This window comes from uncultured Halopseudomonas sp. (assembly GCF_963977355.1).
GTDB lineage: Bacteria > Pseudomonadota > Gammaproteobacteria > Pseudomonadales > Pseudomonadaceae > Halopseudomonas.
Window position 1 is genome coordinate 81,688 of record NZ_CAXBOV010000004.1, and the last position, 22,904, is coordinate 104,591.

Genomic DNA, 22,904 nt, shown 5'->3' on the forward strand with positions numbered 1-22,904 from the left:
ACCGATTCCTGGCTTCATGCGGGAATGCTTTTCCCGCTGTATTTATGACTTCAAAGTAGTAGTTGGCGTTAGAGGCGGCAAGCCAACCATCTGGGCATTATGTTTCAGTAATCGGATAAAAGCATGGCCCGCGTTTGATAGTGTTCTGCCACTATGCCAGATAACGCCGAGTTGTCGCTCCAAATGTGTGGCCGGTAATGCAAGCGTCTGTACCTGAGAGTCGAGCATGCTGCGTGGTAGAACACTCCAGGCTAGGCCGATGGAAACCATCATTTTGATGGTTTCCATGTAATTGGTGCTCATGCTGATTTGCGGCTCGACACCTATCCGGCTGAACTCTTCACTGACAATGCGACGAGTAAAAGTATTGGGTCCCGGAAAGACCGCAGGGTACTCAGCCAGACGATCGAGAGTCAGTGAGGTAACCCTCGCCAGGGGGTGATCCGGCGCCACAACAAAATCCAGGGGATCGTCCCAGATTCTTTCAGCAAGAATTGGTGGCTCGATGTTCGGCGCCAGGGTTATGACTGCCAGCTCGATATCCCCATGCAGTACTTTCTCGTAGGCTACCTCGGAGTCCAGAAATTGGATGTCCATGGTTACCTGGGGATAGCTGCGAGTGAACTCGCGTAATACCGGCGGCAGCCTGTGTAATCCGATATGGTGACTGGTCGCCATGCTGACGCGACCCTGAATAACGCTGGAAAGGTTGCTCAGTGCTCGCCGGGTATCTTCCAGGGAGTCGATGATCTCAAGGGCCCGTGGTCTTAATGCCAGGCCTGACTCGGTCAGGCTGATGTGTCTGCCAATGCGGTCGAAGAGTTTGCAGTCAAGCTGGTGCTCAAGACTGGCGATGCGTTTGCTGATGGCCGGCTGCGTCAGATGCAGTTGTTCTGCTGCGCGGGAGAATGAGCCGGTGGCTGCGACCGCTAGAAAGGCAGTCAGATTCGCGGTATCCATAACTATTCCTGATTGTAATGCAATGCATGAATATTATGAATTTGTGTTATCAAATGCCAGATCTTATTATCCATGGGAAGTTAATACTGTGCTGGCGTCATCTTCCTGATACGAATGATGTCAGTTGCCAGCACCCAGCCAGCATCAGGAGTTCAGCATGTCCGCTCAAACGCTCTACGACAAGCTCTGGAATAGCCATTTGGTCAAGCAACGCGATGACGGCTCGGCGCTGCTGTATATCGACCGCCATTTGCTGCATGAAGTCACATCGCCCCAGGCTTTCGAAGGATTGCGTCTTGCGAGCCGCAAACCCTGGCGTATAGACGCGAATCTGGCGACACCCGATCACAACGTGCCCACTACTAATCGCGCTGCTGGCGTATCCGGCATCGATGATCTGGTCTCCAAACTCCAGGTCACCACGCTGGATGATAACTGTGACGATTTCGGCATCATGGAATTTCGCATGACCGACCGGCGTCAGGGCATCGTCCACGTAGTCGGGCCCGAGCAGGGTGCCACGTTGCCTGGCATGACCATCGTCTGTGGTGACTCGCACACCGCGACCCATGGCGCCTTCGCTTCCCTGGCGCACGGTATAGGCACCTCTGAAGTCGAGCACGTGCTCGCTACCCAGTGCCTGGTAGCCAAGAAGATGAAAAACATGTTGGTCAGTGTTGAGGGCAAGCTGGGCTTTGGCGTAACCGCCAAGGATATCGTGCTGGCTGTGATCGGCAAGATTGGAACGGCCGGGGGCAACGGCCATGCCATCGAGTTTGCTGGTTCGGCGATCCGCGATTTGTCGATGGAAGGCCGCATGACAATCTGCAACATGGCCATCGAAGCAGGGGCCCGTGTGGGTCTGGTCGGTTGTGACGAGAAGACGGTTGCTTACGTGAAAAATCGCCCATATTCGCCTAATGGCGAGGACTGGGATCGCGCGGTGGTCGCCTGGAAAGACCTCGTTTCCGACACCGGTGCCGACTTTGATACGGTTGTAGAGCTGGATGCGGCAAGTATCAAGCCTCAGGTCTCATGGGGTACTTCGCCGGAGATGGTTGTCGCCGTGGGTGACAATGTGCCCGATCCTGCTCAGGAATCGGATGCAGTCAAACGCAGCGGTTATCAGCGCGCGCTGGTTTACATGGGGTTGGAAGCCAATCAGCCGATCACCTCGATCAAGCTCGATCGCGTTTTTATTGGCTCATGCACTAACTCACGCATTGAAGACCTGCGTGCTGCGGCCGCTGTCGCCAAGGGCCGAAAGGTTTCCGCCACAGTGAAGCAGGCGATGGTTGTGCCTGGCTCGGGCCTGGTCAAGGAGCAGGCTGAACAGGAAGGTCTGGATGTCATTTTCAAGGCAGCCGGATTTGAGTGGCGTGATCCTGGCTGCTCCATGTGTCTGGCGATGAACCCCGACCGGCTGCAGGCTGGTGAGCACTGTGCATCGACCTCCAACCGTAACTTCGAGGGCCGCCAGGGCAACGGAGGGCGCACTCACCTGGTCAGTCCGGCCATGGCCGCCGCCGCCGCAATCGCCGGCCACTTTGTTGACGTTCGCGAAATGCTTGAGCAGGAGATGACAGCATGAAACCCTTTACCCAGCATACCGGTCTCGTTGCACCCCTAAATCGAGCCAATGTCGATACTGACCTGATCATTCCCAAGCAGTTTCTCAAGTCAATCAAGCGGACCGGTTTCGGTCAGAACCTGTTCGACGAATTGCGTTACCTCGATGAGGGGCTGCCTGGTCAGGACGCTTCGCAACGTCCTTTGAATCCTGATTTTGTGCTCAACCAGCCCCGTTATCAGGGTGCCAGCGTTCTGCTCGCGCGCAAGAACTTCGGCTGTGGCTCCAGTCGTGAACACGCTCCGTGGGCGCTTGAAGAATACGGTTTTCGTGCGATCCTGGCGCCGAGTTATGCTGATATCTTTTATAACAACAGCTTCAAGAACGGACTGTTACCCATTGTTCTTGATGAAAAAGATATCGATGAACTGTTCGCCCAGGCGGAAGAGCAAGAAGGTTATGAGCTCACCGTAGACCTTGCGGCTCAGACGGTTATCCGTCCCGACGGTAAAACCTATTCGTTCGACGTCGATAACTTCCGCAAGCATTGCCTGCTTAACGGTCTGGACGATATTGGTCTGACCCTTGAGGATGCCGACGCCATCCGGGAATTCGAAGTTGCACACAAGCAGAACAACCCCTGGCTTTTCGGCGCCATCAAATAACGTCAGGATCTGAAAGGAAATACCATGAGCATGAATATCCTCGTACTACCCGGTGATGGTATCGGACCGGAGATCATGGCCGAAGCGGTCAAGGTGTTGAAGCTGGCGAGCGACAAGTTTGGGCTGGACGCGCATTTGTCCTTCGATGATCTTGGTGGGGCGGCATATGATCGTTACGGCTCCCCGCTGGCGGATGAAACACTTGAGCGTGCGCGTCAGGCCGACGCCATTCTGCTCGGCGCAGTCGGTGGTCCCCAGTGGGATGCTATCGATCCGGCTCTGCGGCCCGAGCGCGGCCTTTTGAAGATTCGCTCTGCATTGGGTCTTTTCGGCAACCTGCGCCCGGCGATTCTCTATCCGCAACTGGCTGACTCCTCAACCCTGAAGCCTGAGGTGGTATCAGGGCTTGATATCCTTATTGTGCGGGAGCTGACCGGTGGCATCTACTTTGGTCAGCCACGTGAACGTCAGGTGCTCGACAATGGTGAGCGCTTTGCTTTTGATACCTTGCCCTACAATGAAACCGAAGTGCGCCGCATTGCTCGCGTAGGCTTCGACATGGCGCGTATTCGAGGCAAGAAATTGTGTTCTGTAGATAAGGCCAACGTGCTTGCATCAAGCCAGCTGTGGCGCGAAGTCGTCAATGAAGTGGCTGCCGATTATCCCGATGTCGAAGTGTCCCACATGTATGTTGATAATTGTGCGATGCAACTTGTGCGGGCGCCGAAGCAGTTTGATGTCATCGTTACCGACAATCTGTTCGGGGATATCCTCTCAGATCAGGCGTCGATGCTCACCGGCTCAATCGGTATGCTGCCGTCTGCCTCCCTTGACGCCAACAACAAGGGTATGTACGAGCCCTGTCACGGCAGTGCGCCGGATATCGCCGGCCGCGGTATAGCCAATCCGCTGGCGACCATTTTGTCTGTCTCCATGATGCTGCGTTACAGCTTCAATCGCGCAGACGCTGCCGATGCTATCGAGCAGGCAGTCAGTCAGGTACTTGATAAGGGGCTGCGTACAGGGGACATAATGTCGCCGGGTTGCGAGTCTGTTGGTACTTCCGGTATGGGTGATGCCGTGGTAGCAGCGTTGAAAAACCTGTAAACTGCCCGGCTTTGTGTTGCGCCGCCTACGCTGGCGCAGCTGTCTTTGAATTTCTTACCCCCTGGGGGTTGATGCCATGAAACAGGTAGGCCTGGTAGGCTGGCGCGGTATGGTTGGTTCCGTACTGATGCAGCGCATGCTTGAAGAGAACGATTTTGCCAATATCGATCCGGTGTTCTTTACCACCTCCAACGTGGGCGGCAAGGGACCGGACATTGGCAAGGACATTCCACCGCTCAAGGACGCGTTTGATCTTGAGTCTCTGAAGCCCCTGGACGTGATTATCACATGCCAGGGTGGGGACTACACTCAGGCGGTCTATTCCAAACTGCGCGCCGAAGGCTGGAACGGCTACTGGATCGATGCCGCTTCAACCCTGCGTATGGAAGATGAAGCGGTCATAGTGCTCGACCCGGTGAATCGCCGTAACGTCGATCAAGCGCTTCGTGATGGCGTCAAGACCTACGTGGGTGGCAACTGTACTGTGAGTCTCATGCTGATGGGGCTTGGAGGGCTGTTCGAGCACGGCCTGGTCGAATGGATGAGTGCCATGACCTATCAGGCAGCCAGCGGCGCGGGCGCGCAGAACATGCGTGAACTTATTGGGCAAATGGGCGCTATCAACCAGTCTGTGGCGGCCCAGATGTCCGATCCTGCCAGTGCCATTCTCGATATTGACCGTATGGTCGCTGAGAACCTGCGCAGTGACAGCTTTCCGACCGAGCATTTTGGCGTGCCCCTGGCTGGAAGTCTGATCCCCTGGATCGACAAGCAACTTCCCAATGGTCAAAGCCGTGAGGAATGGAAGGCGCAAGCCGAGACCAACAAGATCATCGGCCGCAGCGGTCGTCCGATTCCGGTCGATGGGATCTGCGTGCGTATCGGTGCGATGCGTTGCCACAGCCAGGCGCTGACCATCAAGCTGAACAAGGATGTGCCGCTGGCTGATATTGAAGCCATGCTGGAAGCGCACAACCCCTGGTCGAAAGTGGTTCCCAATACCAAGGAAGATACCCTGCGTGATCTTACCCCTACTTCAGTAACGGGTACGCTCTCTGTGCCGGTAGGGCGACTGCGCAAGTTGAATATGGGATCACAGTACCTGTCAGCGTTCACCGTCGGTGATCAGCTGCTTTGGGGTGCTGCTGAACCGCTGCGCCGCATGTTGCGTATCCTGCAAGAGGACTGATTTTTCCGGTCCGCTGCAAAGGAGGGCATCCCGCCAGCGGCAGGATGCCCTTTGTTTTTCCAGTCGAGGAACAGTAATGAGTAAGTCCTGTGATGTTGCAATAGTAGGTGTGACCGGCATGATCGCGGATGTTCTGATCGATGTGCTGGATGATCACGACTTCTCTATATCCAAACTACACCTGGTAGACGAAGAGAAAGTGGCTGGTGGCCGCCTGATGTACAAGGGCCAGAGCCAGCGCGTTGAGCCCTTGGAGCGCTTCGATTTTTCCCAGGTGCAGTTTGTGGTGTTTCTCGGCTCGCAAGCCGTTGCGGAAAAGTGGGTGCCGCAGTGGTTATCGGCTGGTTGCTCGGTAATTGATGCCAGTGGCGGCTCGCGTGGGCAGGTTGATGCTCCGATGATCGTTGCAGATGCCAATCCGCAGGCTTTGAGCGGCTTTACTGCTCCTGGTCTGGTGGTTTGTCCGGACAGCCAGGTAGTGCAAGCGGTGCTCGCCCTGCAGCCAATATTGAAAGAGTCTGGCTTGCAATCTGTGGCAGTCGCCACCTATCAGTCGATGTCAACCCTTGACCAGGAAGCGGTGGAAGGCCTTGCACTGCAAACCGGGCGCCTGCTTAACGGGCAGCCTCCCGAAGCGGGTGCTCTCGCCAAACAGGCCGCTTTCAACCTGATTCCGCGGACCGGAGAGCTGGACGAGCATGGCTTTACCCGGGACGAGTCGCGATTGGGCGAGGATATGCGCCGGGTTCTGGATCTGCCCGATGTTTCAGTGACTGCCACCTGTGTCGTGGTCCCGGTCTTCTACGGTACAGCTGCCGTGTTACAGTTGCGGACACGCGAGATTCTTGCCGTGAAGAGGCTGGCAACGCTTCTGCGCAAGGCGCCCGGAGTGAAATTATTGGACAAGCCGGCGGATGATGGGTATCCGACGCCAGTTACCGAGGCTACAGGAAGCGATTCGGTGTGGATTGGCCGTTTACGAGCCGATCCGGTAGATCCTCATGTGCTTAATATGTGGATTGTGTCTGATAATCTTCGAAAAGGTGTCGTACTTAACAGTCTTCAGACCCTCCGGTTATTGATAAAAGACTATTTGTAATCGATACTTGCTGTGCAATTCGTATTAAGCGGTTTAAGGTTCCCCTGTTAAAAGGGTTCAGTGCTGACGAGTTATCAGATTGAGGCGTGCCGGGCTGGGGAGAAGGTTGCAGGGCGGAACGCGAACATGAAGTCTGTTGACGCGAGATAAAACGATAAAAGCAAAGGAACTTCGCTATGGTTCGCAAACTGGTTTTGGCTGTCGCCGCAGCAAGCGCTCTGATGTCTTCGAGTGTGGTACTTGCATTGGGAGTTGGCGACATAAACCTGCGTTCGTCGCTCAATCAGCCGCTTGATGCAGAAATCGAGTTGCTCCAGGTTCGGGATTTATCCAGTCAGGAGATCATTTCTGCACTAGCCACGCCCGATGAGTTCGGACGGGCAGGCATCGAGCGGATCTTCTTTCTCAATGACCTGACCTTTACGCCAGTCATCAGGCCTGATGGCAAATCAGTAATCCGTGTAACTTCCAGCCGTCCTGTTCGCGAACCTTTTTTGAACTTCCTCATGGAAGTACGCTGGCCATCTGGTCGAGTACTGCGGGAATTCACCCTGCTGCTCGATCCACCCCTTTACGATCCAGGTCCAGTCGTCGCTTCCGCCCCCGTCAGCCAGCCAGTTGTTCAGCCACGTGTTCAGCCACAAGTTCAGCCTGCGCGTGTTCCCCAGACTGCCCCGGCGCCCCAAGGCGCGTCTTCGGCGCTGAGCGCACAACCGGCAGAGCCTCTTTATCAAGCCCCTGCGGAGCAAAGCAGCGGCCAGATTCGCACTGATACCTCAGACACTCTCTGGGAGATCGCGTTACGCAACCGCCCTCAGGGTGCCTCGGTTCATCAGACGATGCTGGCCATCCAGGATCTCAATCCGAACGCTTTCATCGGTGACAATATCAATCGACTGCGTGCAGGTCAGACCTTGACGCTTCCCGACGCATCCCAGGCGGTCAGCCGTAGTCAATCCGAAGCGATCGCTCAGGTGGCAGCGCAGAATGCGAGTTGGCAGCAGGGACGGCAGGCTGCTGAGCCGGCTCAACGCCAGTTGGACGCCCGCCGCCTGGATGAGGCTGCAGCTGCGCCGCAACGTGCAACCAATGGCGATGCCCTTCGCTTAGTCGGCAGTGGTGATGAGCAGGAAGAGGGTGGTGCCGATGCGGGAACACGTAATGGCGATGGTCAGTTACGTGATGAACTGGATACGACCAAGGAAGAACTGGATTCCGTTAGACGTGAGAAAGCGGAAGCTGAAAGTCGTCTGTCTGATATGCAAACGCAGATGGAAACCCTCCAGCGTCTTCTCGAGCTGAAAGATGAGCAGTTGGCTACGATGCAGCAGGCCATGGGTGATTCGGCTGAGCTACCAGAGCCCACTGTTGATGCCCCGACTGTAGCCGCGGCCGAGGCGACCCCGGAAATCAGCGCGGAAAACGACCAGGCTGCGGATGATGGGCTTGCTGCCGACAGTCAAGATTCCATGGCAACCGATACAGCTACCCTTGATGCCGAAAACGCTGTCCAGGCTGCGGACGCAGTCCCGGCTGAAGAGACGGTACTTGCGGACGCTGAACCAGCCGCGGTGGCCGAGCCTGAACCCGTAGCCGAGATCGAGACCGAAGCAGTAGCTCAGGAGCCTGCTGAAGTGATCGAGGAGCCGGTAGTCGCTGAGCAAGACACCATGGGACTGCTGCAACGCATGATGCAGAATCAGACGTTCCTGCTCGCAGGTGGTGGTCTGATTATGCTTTTGCTGCTGCTTGTCCTGATGGCAGTAGCTCGTCGAAATGCGCGTCGGGAAGCCGACATGGCGGATAACTTCATCGCGCGGGCGGCGCAAAACAACGATCAGGATGCGGATGATTCAGATCAGTTCAATGTTGCGCTCGCTGGCTACCAGGAAGAGTCGGAGACAGAACAGAACGTTGCTGAAGACCCTTTGGTAGAGGCTGATGCGCTCATTGCCTATGGCAAGCTCGACAAGGCTGCGGACGTTCTCTGCGCTGCAATCGAACAGGAGCCTGAGCGCACCGATCTGCGTTTGAAGCTTATGGAGGTTCATGGCCTGCTGGATGATGCCCAGGGTTATTCCGAGCAGGAAGAGATTCTGAGAAAGAACGGTACCGTGGATACTCAGATCGATATGTTGAATGTGCGTTTCCCGGTCATGGCGGCAGCGTTGGCAAGTGCTGCTGTTTCTGCCGAGGAATACCCTGAGTGGGATGAGGACTTTCTGCAGGAACCAGGCTCCGACGTCGTAGTTGAGAAGGCACCAGAGGTTGAAGAGCCCAAGCCTGAAGCGGCAGCTCAGGAGTATGACTTCAGCGGTTTCGATGTTGAATCCGAGCCTGCGGCGCTTCAGGAGCCTGTTGCGGAAGAAAATCTGGAGGACTTTGACCTCGACTTCGATCTCGACGACAGTCTGGCTGAAAGCCTGGCTCAGACCGAAACGACGACGCCAGCCCCGACTGAAAAGGCGGATGATGACTTCTCGTTTGATTTCAACCTGGACGAGCCAACTGAGCCCGCCGCGGATGCAGCCCCTGCTGCCCGGATCGATAATGACGAATTCATGCTCGATGAGGATTTTGACCTGTCCCTGACTGATGAGATCGAATCAGCGAAAGAAAGTGATCCGCAGCCAGAATCCAAGCCTGATACCGAGCTGGAGCCAATGGAAGAGGAGCAGACGGTGTCGCTATCTGACAGTGAACTTGATGCCTTTGAAGCTGAACTGGATGCCTCTATGGATGAACCTGAAGCACAACTGGAAGCAGATGAGGTCCAACTCGCTGAGTCTGAAACGCCTGCTTCGGATCAGCCAGCGACTGTCGATGAAGGTGATGATGAGGACGAGTTCGACTTCCTCTCAGGTACCGATGAGTCTGCGACCAAACTGGATTTGGCTCGAGCGTACATCGATATGGGCGACAGCGAAGGTGCCAAGGATATTCTGGCTGAGGTGTTGGAGGAAGGAAACGAGCAACAGCAGCAGGAAGCTCGCGATATGATGGGGCAACTTGACTGATCAATGAGACGTTCAGACGTTGAAGCGGCCGCCCCTGAGGCGGCCGCTGTTGTTTCCAGGGTTGCTGCCTGCGTAGAGTACAGAGGCACAGCTTATCGCGGCTGGCAGCGCCAGCAGCCGGGAGTGCGAAGCGTCCAGGAAGAGGTGGAAAAGGCTCTGGGTCGGGTCGCTAACCATCCTGTAAACCTGCATTGCGCTGGACGCACTGATGCTGGGGTGCATGCCTCCTGCCAGATTATTCACTGGGACACGGATGCAATCCGCGAGCCGGCGAACTGGTTTCACGGCGCCAACGCGAATCTTCCGGCCGATATCAGCTTGTGTTGGGCCAAGGTCATGCCGGATGACTTTCACGCCCGATTTTCCGCCATGGCTCGACGTTACCGCTACGTGATCTACAACGACCCAGTCAGGCCTGCGCACCTGGCCCATGAAGTGACCTGGAATTACCGACCTCTGGATATGGAGCGCATGCAGCTTGCAGCGCAGGCACTGGTCGGTGAACACGACTTTACCTCCTACCGTGCGCTGGCATGCCAGGCCAAATCACCAGTCAAGCAAATACACCATCTGAGACTGCAGCGATTCGGTCAGTTCATTGTACTGGACATCCGCGCCAATGCGTTTCTACATCATATGGTCCGCAACATTGCTGGCGTCTTGATGCAAATCGGCTGTGGTGAGCGACCGATTGAATGGGCTGGAGAGGTTCTGGCGGCGGCCGATCGGGCTAAAGGTGGGCTGACCGCGCCAGCCTACGGACTTTACCTCGTTGATGTGACTTACCCGGAGCGCTTCCGCTTACCTGAGCGCTACATGGGACCGCACTTTCTGTCTGCGCTGAACCAGCCAGACTGACGCTCCAATGCCGATCTGTTAATATCGGTCGATATCTTTCAAGGTGTGGACAGCTTTATGGTGCGTGTAAAAGTGTGCGGTATCACCCGGCCAGAAGACGCTCTGGTTGCCGCAGAGGCCGGCGCGGACGCGATAGGTCTGGTGTTTTACGCGCCCAGCCCCCGGGCGGTTGATAGTGAAACTGCCCGAACAATCACCGACTGCCTTCCGCCCTTTGTTACTTCAGTCGGTCTGTTTGTGGATGCTGCGCCGGAATACGTCCGTGAAGTGCTGGCCAATGTACCGCTGGATCTGCTGCAGTTCCATGGCGATGAGACGGATGCTTACTGCCAGCAGTTTTCACGTCCTTACATGAAGGCTCTGCGGGTGCGGCCTGGTGATGATCTGAACGCTCTTGCCGCAAAATGGCCAGGTGCCTGCGGTATCCTGCTGGATAGTTTCAAGCAGGGCGTCCCCGGAGGCACCGGAGAGGTTTTTGACTGGTCGATGGTCCCAGCCGACCGTGCCTGGAATCTGATACTGGCCGGCGGGCTGGATGCAGATAATGTGAGGGGGGCTGTAGCCCGCTGTCGGCCCTGGGCGGTAGACGTAAGTGGTGGCGTGGAGCAGAGCAAGGGCATCAAGGATGCTTCCAAGATCACCCGTTTCATAAATGAGGTAAAAGCGTGACTGAATCAAGCAAAGTGGATTACGCCGCCATACCCGACACAAGGGGGCATTTTGGCCCCTATGGCGGTCGTTTCGTTTCTGAAACTCTGATGGACGCCCTGGAAGAGCTAGAAAGTCTGTATAACCGGCTTTCCGTCGATCCGGATTTTCAAGCCGAGTTCGACCATGATCTGGCTCATTATGTGGGCAGACCTTCGCCCCTGTATTTGGCAGAAAGACTGACCGCCAAGGTTGGTGGTGCTCAGATCTATCTCAAGCGTGAAGATCTCAATCACACCGGCGCCCACAAGGTTAACAACACCATTGGCCAGGCCCTCCTTGCCAAACATATGGGCAAACCTCGGGTGATCGCTGAAACGGGTGCTGGTCAACACGGCGTAGCTACCGCCACTGTCGCTGCCAGACTGGGACTTAAATGTCAGGTCTACATGGGCGCCGATGATGTGAAACGCCAGTCGCTCAATGTCTATCGCATGAAGCTGCTCGGCGCAGAGGTTATTCCAGTCACCTCTGGTTCCAGGACCCTCAAGGATGCCATGAACGAAGCCATGCGTGACTGGGTTACCAATATTGATGACACTTTCTACATCATAGGCACAGTGGCTGGGCCGCACCCCTATCCAAAGTTGGTGCGAGATTTCCAGTGTGTAATCGGTCGTGAGGCAAGAGCTCAGTGCCTGGCACAGTATGGGAAGCTTCCCGATGCGCTGGTTGCCTGTGTTGGCGGTGGCTCTAACGCCATCGGATTGTTTCATCCGTTTCTCGAAGATGAGTCCGTGGCAATGTATGGGGTAGAAGCCGGAGGGCTTGGCCTGGAAAGTGGCAAGCACGCAGCGCCCCTCGCAGCTGGGCGTCCAGGCGTGTTGCATGGAAATCGTACTTATCTGATGGAGGATGAGGGCGGGCAGATTATCGAGACTCATTCGGTATCGGCAGGCCTTGATTATCCTGGCGTTGGACCTGAGCACAGCTGGCTGAAGGATCTGGGGCGCGTTAATTACGTTAACGCCACGGATGAAGAAGCCTTGACGGCTTTCCGCGAGCTGACTCGTATCGAAGGGATCATGCCGGCGCTGGAATCTGCGCACGCGGTTGCTTATGCAATGAAACTGGCAGCCACCATGCGCCCTGATCAGACCATCGTGATCAATCTGTCCGGTCGCGGTGACAAGGATATTCATACTGTGGCCGACATTGACGGCATTGGTATTTGATACTTGCCCAATGCAGTGCATGAGCGTGCGATAAAAGACGTATAACGAGAGTGTAATGAGTCGAATACAGCAGTGTTTTGAACAGTTACGCAGCGCCAACCGCAAGGCGCTGATCCCCTATGTGACCGCTGGTGATCCGCAGCCGAGCAATACGGTGTCGCTGATGCATGATCTTGTCCAAGCAGGGGCCGACATTCTGGAACTGGGCGTTCCGTTTTCAGATCCGATGGCAGACGGTCCGGTCATCCAGTTGGCAATGGAACGTGCGCTTGTCCACCACGTCCGCCTGGTAGATGTGTTGGAGATGGTCAGGCATTTTCGTGAGACGAACCAGTCCACCCCTGTAGTACTCATGGGATACCTTAACCCCATTGAGCGCATGGGTTACGAGACCTTTGCCGAAGCCGCCAAAGCCGCGGGTGTCGACGGGGTCTTGACGGTGGATCTCCCGCCGGAAGAGGCGGATGATGTGGTTAACCTGTTCCAGGGCTGTGGTCTGGACACCATTTATCTTCTCTCACCGACCACTACGCTGGATCGGGCGGCTAAAATCTGCAAACGCGCCAGTGGTTACGTTTACTATGTTTCACTCAAGGGTGTGACCGGATCCAGTGCACTGGACGTCAATGCAGTAGCAAGCAAGCTCGAGTCCCTGCGTACTGTGACTGATCTGCCTATTGGCGTGGGTTTTGGTATACGCGACGGTGCGACAGCAGCTGCCGTGGCTTCGGTTGCCGACGGGGTCGTGGTAGGCTCGGTGTTGGTCAACCAGATCGCAGAACATGCAAGTCAGCCCGAGCAGGGACGGCAGGCGGTCAGCAAGATAATTCGTGAGATGCGCACTGCGATGGATGCTTGAGCAGGCGCAACCCGATTGGTCAAGAAAACAGATAAGGATTGGCAATGAGCAACTGGCTGGTGGACAAACTGATTCCCTCTATCGTGCGTTCCGAAGCACAGAAGAGCAGCGTGCCTGAAGGGCTTTGGCGTAAGTGCCCGTCCTGTGACGCAGTGCTCTATCGTCCGGAGCTGGAAAAGAATCTGGATGTGTGCCCCAAGTGCACGCACCACCTGCGTATCAATGCGCGTCGCCGTCTGGATATTTTCCTTGATGAAGAGGGGCGCAGCGAAATCGCCGGCGAACTCGAGCCAGTGGATCGCCTGAAGTTTCGCGACAGCAAGAAGTACAAGGACCGACTGACTGCAGCTCAGAAGGATACCGGTGAAAAGGACGCGCTCGTCGTCATGCAGGGTACTCTCAAGGGCAGCCCTATTGTTGCCAGTGCATTCGAGTTCAATTTCATGGGCGGTTCCATGGGCAGTGTCGTCGGAGCGCGTTTTGTAAGTGGCGCGGAAACGGCCTTGCGTGAGCGTATTCCTTACGTCTGCTTTTCTGCTTCTGGCGGAGCGCGGATGCAGGAGGCTTTGTTTTCTTTGATGCAGATGGCCAAGACCAGCGCTGCCCTGGCGAAGATGAAGGAGGAGGGGATTCCATTCATCTCGGTCATGACCGATCCGGTTTATGGCGGCGTATCGGCCAGCCTGGCGATGCTCGGAGACCTTAATGTCGCAGAGCCTAACGCCCTGATCGGTTTCGCCGGTCCCAGGGTAATCGAACAGACCGTTCGTGAAAAATTGCCGCCCGGATTTCAGCGCAGTGAATTTCTCCTGGCCCATGGTGCTCTGGATATGATCGTGCCGCGGGGCGAGATGCGTGATCGTCTGGCCAGCATTCTGAGTATTCTTACTGATCAGCCAGCACCCGTTGCACAGCTGGAGCTGGATGAGTCCGAAGTCGGAACCGCTTGATGCCGACTGCTGATCTGGCGGGCTGGCTGGCCCGCCTGGAAAAGCTTCATCCTACCGATATTGAAATGGGTCTGGATCGTGTTGCCGAGGTGGCTCGGCGTATGGGTATCCGGCAACCCGACTCACGGGTCTTTACCGTTACCGGCACCAATGGCAAGGGATCTACCTGTGCTGCGCTCGACAGCCTCTTGCGCCGTTCGGGTCTGAGAACAGGTGTTTATACCTCGCCTCATCTACTGACATACAACGAGCGGGTCAGTATTGACGGTCAACCGGCCTCCGACCATCAGTTGTGCGATACCTTTGCTGCAATAGATCTGGCTCGTGCCGAAATATCGTTGACTTACTTCGAATTCGGCACCCTTGCGGCACTTTATCTTTTTCAGCTTGCCGATCTGGACGCCTGGGTACTCGAGGTTGGATTGGGCGGGCGTCTCGATGCAGTGAATATCATTGATCCGGATGTGGCGGTCGTCACCAGCATCGGTCTGGATCATCAGGAATATCTTGGTAATACCCGTGATTCAGTCGGCTTCGAAAAAGCGGGCATTCTGCGCGCAGGAAAACCACTGGTCTGCAGTGAAACTGATTTACCGCCGTCTTTTGTCTCGGCTGTCGCGCGGCTTCAGGTCCCTGTTAAGCAGCGAAACAGCAACTACGGCTGGGATTCCAGTGGTAATAGCTGGGCGATATGGGGCGTAGGCCCCCAATCTACGCCCCGGCGCATCGATGGTTTGCGACCAGTGCATCTTCCCCGTGACAATCTCTGCAGCGCCTTGCAGGCTTTCTGGGCAGCAGGTCTGGATCTGCCGGACAATCTGGTCATCGAGTCGCTAGAGGCGGCCCGGGTTGTGGGCAGGCTGGAACAGCGCACTATCAGTTGGCATGGGCAGCCCCGCAGGCTCTTGCTGGACGTGGGTCATAATCCCCATGCAGCACACTTTCTTGCCGAGCAACTTCGGTCCAGACCGCTAGACCGCCATGCGGTTTTCGGTTTGCTGGCAGACAAGAATCTGGCTGGCGTTGTGCATCCATTGCTAGGGGTGTTCGACGGCTGGGCTGTCGCGCCTCTGGACAGTCCGCGTACTCGCCCGAATCTCGAGCTGGTTACTCATCTGACGGCGTTGAGCGAGCGTGCCGAAGCCTTTGGGTCGATACCCACTGCTCTGGAGCAGGTGCTGGAAAATACACCTGCAAGCACTGAAATCGTAATTTTCGGGTCGTTTTTCTCCGTTTCAGCCGCCATACTCTGGCTGGACCAACAGACACGGGAAGTGAGCAATGGATGATAAGTTGAAGCAACGTCTGATAGGTGCGTTGGTGCTGATTATTGCGGCGGTGGTCTTCCTGCCGATGCTTCTGTCCGGTCAGGATGAAACCGTGCGCGTGGAGGTTGAAGTTCCTGAAGCGCCTGTGATGGATGAATCCGAGATCAGAGCCGCAGCGCCGATCGAACTGCCCCAGCCAGAGCCCGTCCCCGGCATTCCTGGTTCCGACGAGACCCCTGTGCCCGAGACGCCACAGGTACCGGTCGAAACCGTATCTGCCCCCGAGCCGCCCCAGCCAGAAGTAGCAGCCCCGGCGATTGTCCAGGGTAACTGGGTCGTCCAGTTGGGTAGTTTTAGCAGCGCAGCCAATGCAGAGTCGCTGCGCGATACACTGGTATCGCAGGGCTACAACGCTTACACCCTGTCGGCCAGGGTGGATGGCAGCGACATTACTCGGGTCTTTGTTGGTCCGCTGATTGACCGGGCAGGGGCTGGCAAACTCCGTGACGAGCTGGCAAAAAGGCACGGCATGCAAGGACTGGTGACTGCCTATGACGTGGGTACTGGCAAGCGATAGCGGTTTCGAAGCGGGTAGGGGCTCTGATAGAATATTGGCCTGTTCTTTTTCAGGTGTTACATCGTGACGTTAGGCTGGGTCGATTGGGCCATTATTGCCATCATTGCCGTGTCGGCCCTGATCAGTCTGGCCAGAGGTTTCGTCAAGGAGGCTTTGTCCCTGCTGACCTGGGTTGTTGCCGGGTTGGTCGCCTGGATGTTCGGCGGGGCATTGGCAGGCCATCTTTCGCCTTTCATTGAGACTCCGTCAATCCGGGTCATCGTTGCCTGCAGTATCCTCTTTATTCTTACGCTGTTGCTCGGCGGCCTGATCAACTATCTGATTGGCCAGTTGGTGCGAGTGACAGGGCTGAGCGGCACGGATCGCTTTCTCGGCATGATTTTTGGCGCCGCGCGCGGCGCGCTATTGATTGTCGTCGCAGTGGGCCTGCTCAGCCTTGCCCCTGTCGAGGGTGATGTGTGGTGGCGGCAGTCCGAGCTGATCCCCCATTTTCTTCTGGTGGCCGATTGGTCCAAGAATATGATTCTCGGGTTTTTCGGTCGCTGATTCTTGCGCTTATCAGCAGAAAGCGTAGTCCGCAAAAGAGGTATTGAGGCATGTGTGGCATTGTTGGCATAGTGGGCAAGTCGAACGTCAATCAGGCACTTTACGACGCTTTGACCGTGCTGCAACATCGTGGCCAGGACGCCGCCGGCATCGTAACCTGTGATCGGGGCCGTCTTCATTTGCGCAAGGATAACGGACTGGTCCGGGACGTCTTTCATCAGCGGCATATGCAGCGGCTGGTGGGTAACATGGGCATAGGCCATGTGCGCTACCCGACCGCAGGGTCATCCAGTTCAGCTGAGGCTCAGCCGTTCTATGTGAACTCCCCCTACGGCATCACCCTGGCTCACAACGGCAACCTGACCAACGTCGAGCAGTTGTCACGGGAGATCTACGAGTCGGATCTGCGCCACGTGAACACCAATTCCGATTCCGAAGTACTGCTCAACGTATTCGCCCATGAATTGGCCCGCGGCGGAAAGCTGCAGCCAGGCAAGGAAGATATCTTCAATGCCGTACGCGCTGTTCATGCCCGGTGCACAGGTGGCTATGCTGCCATTGCCATGATCACCGGTTACGGTGTAGTAGGATTCCGTGATCCCCACGCCATTCGTCCTATCGTTTTCGGCAAGCGCGAAGGCGAATACGGAACCGAGTACATGATTGCGTCGGAGAGTGTATCGCTGGATGTTCTGGGCTTCGACCTGATCAGGGATCTGGAGCCCGGTGAAGCGGTTTATATTACCGACAAGGGTGAGTTGCACACGGCCCAGTGTGCAGACAACCCGAGCTACTCACCCTGTATTTTTGAGCATGTGTATCTTGCTCGTCCCGATTCCATGATCGACAACGTGCTGGTATACAAGGCACGACTGCGCATGGGTGAAAAACTGGCCGAAAAAATACTACGGGAAAAACCTGACCACGGTATCGATGTCGTTATCCCGATTCCCGATACCAGTCGAACTTCCGCTGTCGAGCTGGCAAATCATCTGGGTGTGAAATTCCGTGAGGGGTTCGTCAAGAACCGCTACATCGGTCGTACCTTTATCATGCCTGGGCAAGCTGCGCGCAAGAAATCCGTGCGCCAGAAGCTTAACGCCATCGAACTCGAGTTCCGGGGCAAGAACGTTCTTCTGGTCGACGATTCCATTGTGCGCGGCACGACGTGCAAGCAAATCATCCAGATGGCCCGCGAAGCGGGGGCTGCCAAGGTGTATTTCTGCTCTGCCGCACCTGCGGTGCGCTTCCCCAACGTGTATGGCATCGATATGCCGAGTGCCCACGAGCTGATCGCACATGGCCGTACTACTGACGAAGTAGCCGAACTGATTGGCGCAGATTGGTTGATCTACCAGGATCTACCGGATCTGATTGATGCGGTAAGCGAGGGTAATCCAAAGCTCACCCGTTTCGATTGCTCGGTATTTGACGGTGACTATGTAACCGGCGACGTTAACGAAGCCTATCTCGGCAAGATTGAGCAGGCACGTAACGATGCAGCCATGTCGACAAGCGAAATGGGCAACGCTGTGATCGAGCTGCACAATAACTAGTTACCCGATACTGCTTAACAGATACCGACAGCATAGGTGAGTCTGATATGACTGAAGAATGGGATGCTGGCCGACTCGACAGTGACCTCGAAGATGCCGGATTCGATACATTAGCGGTGCGTGCGGGGCAGCGCCGTGGTCCCGAGGCGGAGCATGGCGAAGCCTTGTTTCTGACCTCCAGCTATGTATTCCGTAGCGCAGCGGATGCCGCAGCCTGCTTTTCCGGCGAAGCCAAGGGTAATGTCTATTCGCGTTATATGAATCCCACTGTGCGTACTTTCGAGGAGCGCATGGCTGCCCTCGAGGGCGCTGAACAGGCCGTTGCTACAGCATCCGGCATGGCTGCGATCATGGCCATGGTCATGAGTTTGTGCTCTGCCGGCGATCATGTGCTTGTATCGCGCAGCGTCTTCGGGGCCACAGTCAGCCTGTTCGATAAGTACTTCAAACGCTTTGGTCTGGAGTATGACTATGTTGAGCTGACCGATCTGCACGGCTGGAAAGCGGCCTGCAAGCCCAATACTCGGCTGTTCTTCGTTGAATCACCCTCCAATCCGCTGGCTCAATTGGTGGATATCCGCGGCCTTGCCAAGATTGCCCAGGAGCAGGGCGCCTTGTTGGCCGTGGACAACTGTTTCTGCACACCTGCTCTGCAGAAACCATTGGAGTTGGGAGCGGACCTGATTATTCACTCAGCCACCAAATACATTGACGGCCAGGGACGGTGTCTCGGTGGCCTGGTTGCCGGTCGTCGTGAGCACATGCAGGAGGTTGTCGGTTTTCTGCGTACCGCTGGGCCGACTCTTAGCCCGTTCAACGCCTGGGTATTTCTCAAGGGGCTTGAGACCTTGCGGCTGCGCATGCAGGCACACTGCGCAAGCGCTCAATATCTGGCAGAGTGGCTTGAAGTGCAGCCAGAGGTCGAGCATGTGTACTACGCCGGTTTGCCCAGCCATCCGCAGCATGAGCTTGCTCGAGCTCAACAGAAGGCGTTTGGCGCGGTGGTCAGTTTCGAGGTTCGCGGTGATCGCGCTGATGCATGGCGCTTTATTGATGCGACGCGATTGATGTCCATCACAGCCAATCTGGGCGATAGCAAAACCACGATTACTCATCCGGCGACGACTACACACGGACGCCTCACTCCGGAAACGCGGGCCACTGCGGGTATCAAGGAGAATTTGATCAGGCTGGCTATCGGGCTTGAAGAAGTCGAGGACCTGCAGGCAGATCTGCAACGTGGACTTTCTGCACTATCACTATGATTTGATTTGCGTTTTTGCCAAACGTTTCACATTAGAACGAAAAAGGCATTTTTATTGGGATAGTGCTGTTTTAAGTTGGTCGAGCCGCAGGGAAGCGGGTCAAGCCTGCCATGCAGTACCCGGCAGTGCGGCATCAAACCAACAAGGAGACTATCAAATGAGAAATATCTTTCTGGCATTGTGCCTTTCCCTTTCTGCCCTTTTCACCTTGCCTGCCATGGCAGAGCCTTTAGAAACGTCCATGGTCAGCGTCAATATCAATGAAGCCAGTGCAGCAGAGATGGCTGAAGTATTGCAGGGAGTAGGTGAATCCAAGGCACAGGCTATTGTTGATTACCGGGAAGAGAACGGTACCTTCGGCGCTGTCGAGGACCTGACTCAGGTCAAAGGAATCGGGCCCTCTACCCTCAAGAACAATGAAGCACGCATAGCTCTGGAGTAAGCAACGTCACTGAGCTCATCACCTTGGGTGGTGAGTTCAGGTCCGTAATCGGCTTACCGAATCGCTCAACTGATGTGCCAGCGTCGCTAGCTGTTCACTGGTCGAGGCACTCAGCAAGGTCTGCTCTACTGTTCTTTCAGTTACATCCCGAATCTGTACGACGCTCTGGGTAATAGCTTCTGCGGCCCGACTTTGTTGTTCAACGGCAGAAGCGATCTCGCTATTACCATCACGAATCTGGCTGACAGCCGTGGTAATGACCGTCAGGGATTGCCCCGCTTCATTACTCTGTTCAACCGAGTCGTGCGTCAGGCCGGCGCTGGCTTGCATATCCTGAACGGCATCCGCCGTACCGCCCTGTAAGGCTTCAATCATTCTTTGTATTTCATCAGTAGAACTCTGAACCCGCTGAGCCAAGGCTCTCACCTCGTCGGCGACGACAGCAAAGCCTCGGCCTGATTCACCCGCGCGTGCGGCCTCTATAGCAGCATTCAGCGCCAGCAAATTAGTCTGTTCGGCGATGCTTCGAATCACGTTCACGACGCCACTGATTTCATGGCTATGGCCCTGCAGTGTCTCCATATGCCGCGTACAGCGGTCAATACTGGTAGCCAGGCCAGCAATAGTGCTGGTAACACGGGCAACCTGATCGCGTCCGTTTCGTGCCAGGTCGTCTGCCTGCAGGGACTGGTCCCGGGTTTTCGAGCTGTTAGAGGCTATGTCCTGCACTGTCGCACTCATTTCATTTACCGCCGCGGCGACCATGTCGGTCTCGCCCTGCTGGCTGATCATGCCGTCGCGTACGCGGCTCATCACTTGAGCGAGTTCGGAGGCGCCCTGATCAAGCTGTTCGGCAGCTTGACGTACGGCACCGACTACCTGCTGTTGGGACGCTTGCATCGAATTGAAGGCCCGGCCAATGGAGCCGATTTCGTCCTTGGCCTCTGCCTGGGCGCGCAGCGTGAGATCGCCGCTTTCCTGGACTGCCAGCATGATGTCCCGCACAGCAATGATATGGCGGGTAATAAAGCTGATCAGTAGCTGGGAGACTATCAGTACCGCGAGCATCAGCACGAACACTGCGGCTGCATAGACGGGAGCGCGGGCCATCATCAGTTCGAATAGATCAACGCGTTCTACCCCCAGTAGGCGAAGATCACCGCCACGGCGGATGATCCATGCGCCGGTCAGTGCCCCGGCGCTCTGGAGATCCAGTTTCTCCGCGGGAATCCAGGTTGCAACAGAGGCAGCTGAGGCGGCGGCTTGCATGGTCGTCGTGGGTTCCAATCGCTTCAGCCCTGGAACGGGGGTATCCCCATGGGGCGCTTGAATCATGGCCTGAGCCATATCACGGCGCTGGTCCTGAAGGCTTTCCTGCTCAATCACCAGTGCGACAAGTACCAGCACCAGGGTGCTGACGAAAGCTACGGAATTGACGGCCCAGAACTTGTACTTAAGAGGAATATGCTGAAGAAAAACCATGCCTGCTCCTGATGGTTATGGTTATACGCCGGGCTGCGATTATAGAGCCACCAAATTGGTATCGGTTGACGCGGATCAAACTTGATCGCAATCCATGATTTTTGCTGCGCCGCGAACCGGTGATTCATCGGTTATACTGCGCTGCTGAAAAAGGAACACGTTGATATGACCCAATCGCCTGACCCCCTGATGATTGATCAGGATGCCGAATTAGCTCGTTGGTGCTCACAGTGGCTAGAGCGGCCCTATGTCGCGGTAGACACCGAGTTCGAACGAACTGAAACCTTCTATCCGATTGCCGGCCTGATTCAGGTCAGCGACGGGACGCAAGCGTTTCTCGTCGATCCGCTGGCAATAAGCGATTGGGCCCCTTTGGTCGAAGTACTGCGTAGCCCGAATGTGATCAAGGTCCTACATTCGTGCAGTGAGGATATCGAGGTTTTCCTCAAGCTGTGTGGCGCAGCTCCGGCTCCGCTGTTTGATACCCAGTTGGCGGCCGCTTATCTGAACATGGGTTTCTCGATGGGTTATTCGCGTTTGGTCAAGGCGCTGCTGGATATCGATCTGTCCAATGAAGAAACCCGCTCCAACTGGTTGCAACGCCCTCTGAGCGATTCACAGCTCAAATACGCGGCCGCTGATACAGTGCATCTTGCTGAGCTTTATCAACTGATGGCGCCCCGTATCGAAGTAGCGGGTCTGACACCCTGGCTCCTAGAGGACACGGCCGAGCAAGTGGCTGCAGCCCAACGTATTCAAGAACCGGAGACGGCGTACAAGAACGTCAAGCAAGCCTGGCGACTGAAGCGCGAAGAGTTGGCCGTGCTCAAGTTACTGTCCAGCTGGCGTGAGCGTGAGGCCCGCAGACGCGACCAGGCACGTAACCGCATGCTGCGTGAGAGAACCCTGTGTCCGCTCGCCCAGCGCCAGCCAGATAATCTCCAGGCGTTGTCACGCATTGAGGATATGCATCCGCGTACGGTACGTCAGCACGGCAACGAGATTCTCGAGCTCATTCGCGAGGGGCAGAAGATACCTGCGAGTGAATGGCCGGAGCGGTTGCCTGAGCCGCTCCCCGCGGAGGCCAACAAGCTGCTGAAAGCTTTACGCAAGGTAGGGCAGGGGCATGCCGAGCGTCTGAACATTGCTCCCGAGATTGTGTTACGCAAGAAAACTATTGAAGCGCTGGTACGAACTGGCTTTCCCGGAGGTCCGTATTCCCTGCCGGAGGAGTTCATCGGCTGGCGACGTGAGTTGATGGGTGATGAGTTGTTAGCCATTGCCAATGCCAAGGACGCCAACCAATGAAAGTGATGTGCTCTATCTACCGCAGCAAGCGCAAGCAGGGTATGTACCTGTATGTGCCGCGTAAAACTGATCTGACCAAGCTTCCCGAATCCCTTATGCAGCTCTTTGGCAAGGCGGAGCTGGCCATGGATCTGGTATTGACCGAGCAGAGGACTTTGGCGCGGGAAGACATCCACAAGGTTCTGGCCAACCTTGAATCCCAGGGCTATCACCTGCAGATGCCACCCAGGGAAGACGAATATCTGATCCATCTGCCCGACGAGCTGATGTACCGCAACGATCCGATCTGAACGTTGCGGTTCA

21 protein-coding genes are annotated in these 22,904 nt (G+C 56.0%); 19 read left to right on the forward strand and 2 right to left on the reverse strand.

The annotated features are described in order from the left end of the window. Nucleotides 1–42: 42 nt before the first annotated feature. Nucleotides 43–960, reverse strand: a complete 918-nt coding sequence (locus AAC076_RS02985) for a LysR family transcriptional regulator (RefSeq protein ID WP_339842887.1) — start codon at nt 958–960, stop codon at nt 43–45. Nucleotides 961–1,117: 157 nt separating this feature from the next. Here AAC076_RS02985 and leuC point away from each other — a divergent pair, with 157 nt between their 5' ends. The 17 genes from leuC to AAC076_RS03070 all read left to right on the forward strand — a co-directional run bounded on the left by leuC (nt 1,118) and on the right by AAC076_RS03070 (nt 19,811). Further along, entirely contained in the window at nt 1,118–2,551 is a 1,434-nt protein-coding gene (leuC, locus tag AAC076_RS02990; RefSeq protein ID WP_339842888.1) for a 3-isopropylmalate dehydratase large subunit, read from the forward strand. Then, nucleotides 2,548–3,195 (forward strand): 3-isopropylmalate dehydratase small subunit, encoded by a 648-nt coding sequence (leuD, locus tag AAC076_RS02995; protein ID WP_339842889.1) that lies wholly within the window; start codon nt 2,548–2,550, stop codon nt 3,193–3,195. The genes leuC and leuD overlap by 4 nt, the downstream gene beginning before the upstream one ends. A gap of 24 nt (nt 3,196–3,219) precedes the next feature. Further along, nucleotides 3,220–4,302 carry a 3-isopropylmalate dehydrogenase gene (leuB, locus tag AAC076_RS03000; protein WP_339842890.1) on the forward strand — a complete coding sequence of 361 codons (1,083 nt, stop codon included), beginning with the start codon at nt 3,220–3,222 and terminating at the stop codon, nt 4,300–4,302. A 76-nt stretch (nt 4,303–4,378) separates the two neighbouring features. Beyond that, on the forward strand, nt 4,379–5,491 hold the full coding sequence (gene asd, locus AAC076_RS03005) for an aspartate-semialdehyde dehydrogenase (protein ID WP_339842891.1): 1,113 nt from the start codon (nt 4,379–4,381) through the stop codon (nt 5,489–5,491). A gap of 76 nt (nt 5,492–5,567) precedes the next feature. Then, nucleotides 5,568–6,590, forward strand: coding sequence for an aspartate-semialdehyde dehydrogenase (locus tag AAC076_RS03010; RefSeq protein ID WP_339842892.1), 1,023 nt, complete (start codon nt 5,568–5,570; stop codon nt 6,588–6,590). Between the two features lie 176 nt (nt 6,591–6,766). Further along, the gene (locus AAC076_RS03015) at nt 6,767–9,607 is read left to right on the forward strand and encodes a FimV/HubP family polar landmark protein (protein WP_339842893.1); all 2,841 of its coding nucleotides are present in this window, start codon (nt 6,767–6,769) and stop codon (nt 9,605–9,607) included. Between the two features lie 3 nt (nt 9,608–9,610). After that, nucleotides 9,611–10,465, forward strand: a complete 855-nt coding sequence (gene truA / locus AAC076_RS03020) for a tRNA pseudouridine(38-40) synthase TruA (protein WP_339842894.1) — start codon at nt 9,611–9,613, stop codon at nt 10,463–10,465. A 57-nt stretch (nt 10,466–10,522) separates the two neighbouring features. After that, nucleotides 10,523–11,134, forward strand: a complete 612-nt coding sequence (locus AAC076_RS03025; RefSeq protein ID WP_339842895.1) for a phosphoribosylanthranilate isomerase — start codon at nt 10,523–10,525, stop codon at nt 11,132–11,134. Continuing rightward, complete coding sequence (gene trpB / locus AAC076_RS03030) at nt 11,131–12,348, forward strand: tryptophan synthase subunit beta (RefSeq protein WP_339842896.1); 1,218 nt, start codon at nt 11,131–11,133, stop codon at nt 12,346–12,348. Before AAC076_RS03025 ends, trpB begins: the two co-directional genes overlap by 4 nt. A gap of 55 nt (nt 12,349–12,403) precedes the next feature. Then, nucleotides 12,404–13,207 (forward strand): tryptophan synthase subunit alpha, encoded by an 804-nt coding sequence (gene trpA / locus AAC076_RS03035; RefSeq protein ID WP_339842897.1) that lies wholly within the window; start codon nt 12,404–12,406, stop codon nt 13,205–13,207. Nucleotides 13,208–13,251: 44 nt separating this feature from the next. Beyond that, nucleotides 13,252–14,157, forward strand: coding sequence for an acetyl-CoA carboxylase, carboxyltransferase subunit beta (gene accD, locus AAC076_RS03040; protein WP_339842898.1), 906 nt, complete (start codon nt 13,252–13,254; stop codon nt 14,155–14,157). After that, nucleotides 14,157–15,446: a bifunctional tetrahydrofolate synthase/dihydrofolate synthase gene (gene folC / locus AAC076_RS03045; RefSeq protein ID WP_339842899.1), complete on the forward strand. Its 1,290-nt coding sequence runs from the start codon at nt 14,157–14,159 to the stop codon at nt 15,444–15,446. The genes accD and folC overlap by 1 nt, the downstream gene beginning before the upstream one ends. Continuing rightward, the gene (locus AAC076_RS03050; RefSeq protein ID WP_339842900.1) at nt 15,439–16,002 is read left to right on the forward strand and encodes an SPOR domain-containing protein; all 564 of its coding nucleotides are present in this window, start codon (nt 15,439–15,441) and stop codon (nt 16,000–16,002) included. The genes folC and AAC076_RS03050 overlap by 8 nt, the downstream gene beginning before the upstream one ends. A gap of 63 nt (nt 16,003–16,065) precedes the next feature. After that, complete coding sequence (locus tag AAC076_RS03055; protein ID WP_339842901.1) at nt 16,066–16,548, forward strand: CvpA family protein; 483 nt, start codon at nt 16,066–16,068, stop codon at nt 16,546–16,548. A gap of 50 nt (nt 16,549–16,598) precedes the next feature. Then, entirely contained in the window at nt 16,599–18,104 is a 1,506-nt protein-coding gene (gene purF, locus AAC076_RS03060; protein ID WP_339842902.1) for an amidophosphoribosyltransferase, read from the forward strand. 47 nt (nt 18,105–18,151) lie between these two features. Continuing rightward, entirely contained in the window at nt 18,152–19,369 is a 1,218-nt protein-coding gene (locus AAC076_RS03065) for an O-succinylhomoserine sulfhydrylase (RefSeq protein WP_339842903.1), read from the forward strand. A gap of 157 nt (nt 19,370–19,526) precedes the next feature. Continuing rightward, nucleotides 19,527–19,811, forward strand: coding sequence for a ComEA family DNA-binding protein (locus AAC076_RS03070; protein WP_339842904.1), 285 nt, complete (start codon nt 19,527–19,529; stop codon nt 19,809–19,811). Nucleotides 19,812–19,847: 36 nt separating this feature from the next. Here the strand turns inward: AAC076_RS03070 and AAC076_RS03075 are convergent, their stop codons facing one another. After that, entirely contained in the window at nt 19,848–21,293 is a 1,446-nt protein-coding gene (locus AAC076_RS03075; protein ID WP_339842905.1) for a methyl-accepting chemotaxis protein, read from the reverse strand. A 165-nt stretch (nt 21,294–21,458) separates the two neighbouring features. Here AAC076_RS03075 and rnd point away from each other — a divergent pair, with 165 nt between their 5' ends. Together rnd and AAC076_RS03085 are read left to right on the forward strand one after the other, a co-directional pair. Continuing rightward, the gene (gene rnd, locus AAC076_RS03080; RefSeq protein ID WP_339842906.1) at nt 21,459–22,601 is read left to right on the forward strand and encodes a ribonuclease D; all 1,143 of its coding nucleotides are present in this window, start codon (nt 21,459–21,461) and stop codon (nt 22,599–22,601) included. After that, nucleotides 22,598–22,891: a YcgL domain-containing protein gene (locus AAC076_RS03085; protein ID WP_339842907.1), complete on the forward strand. Its 294-nt coding sequence runs from the start codon at nt 22,598–22,600 to the stop codon at nt 22,889–22,891. Before rnd ends, AAC076_RS03085 begins: the two co-directional genes overlap by 4 nt. Nucleotides 22,892–22,904 lie beyond the last annotated feature (13 nt).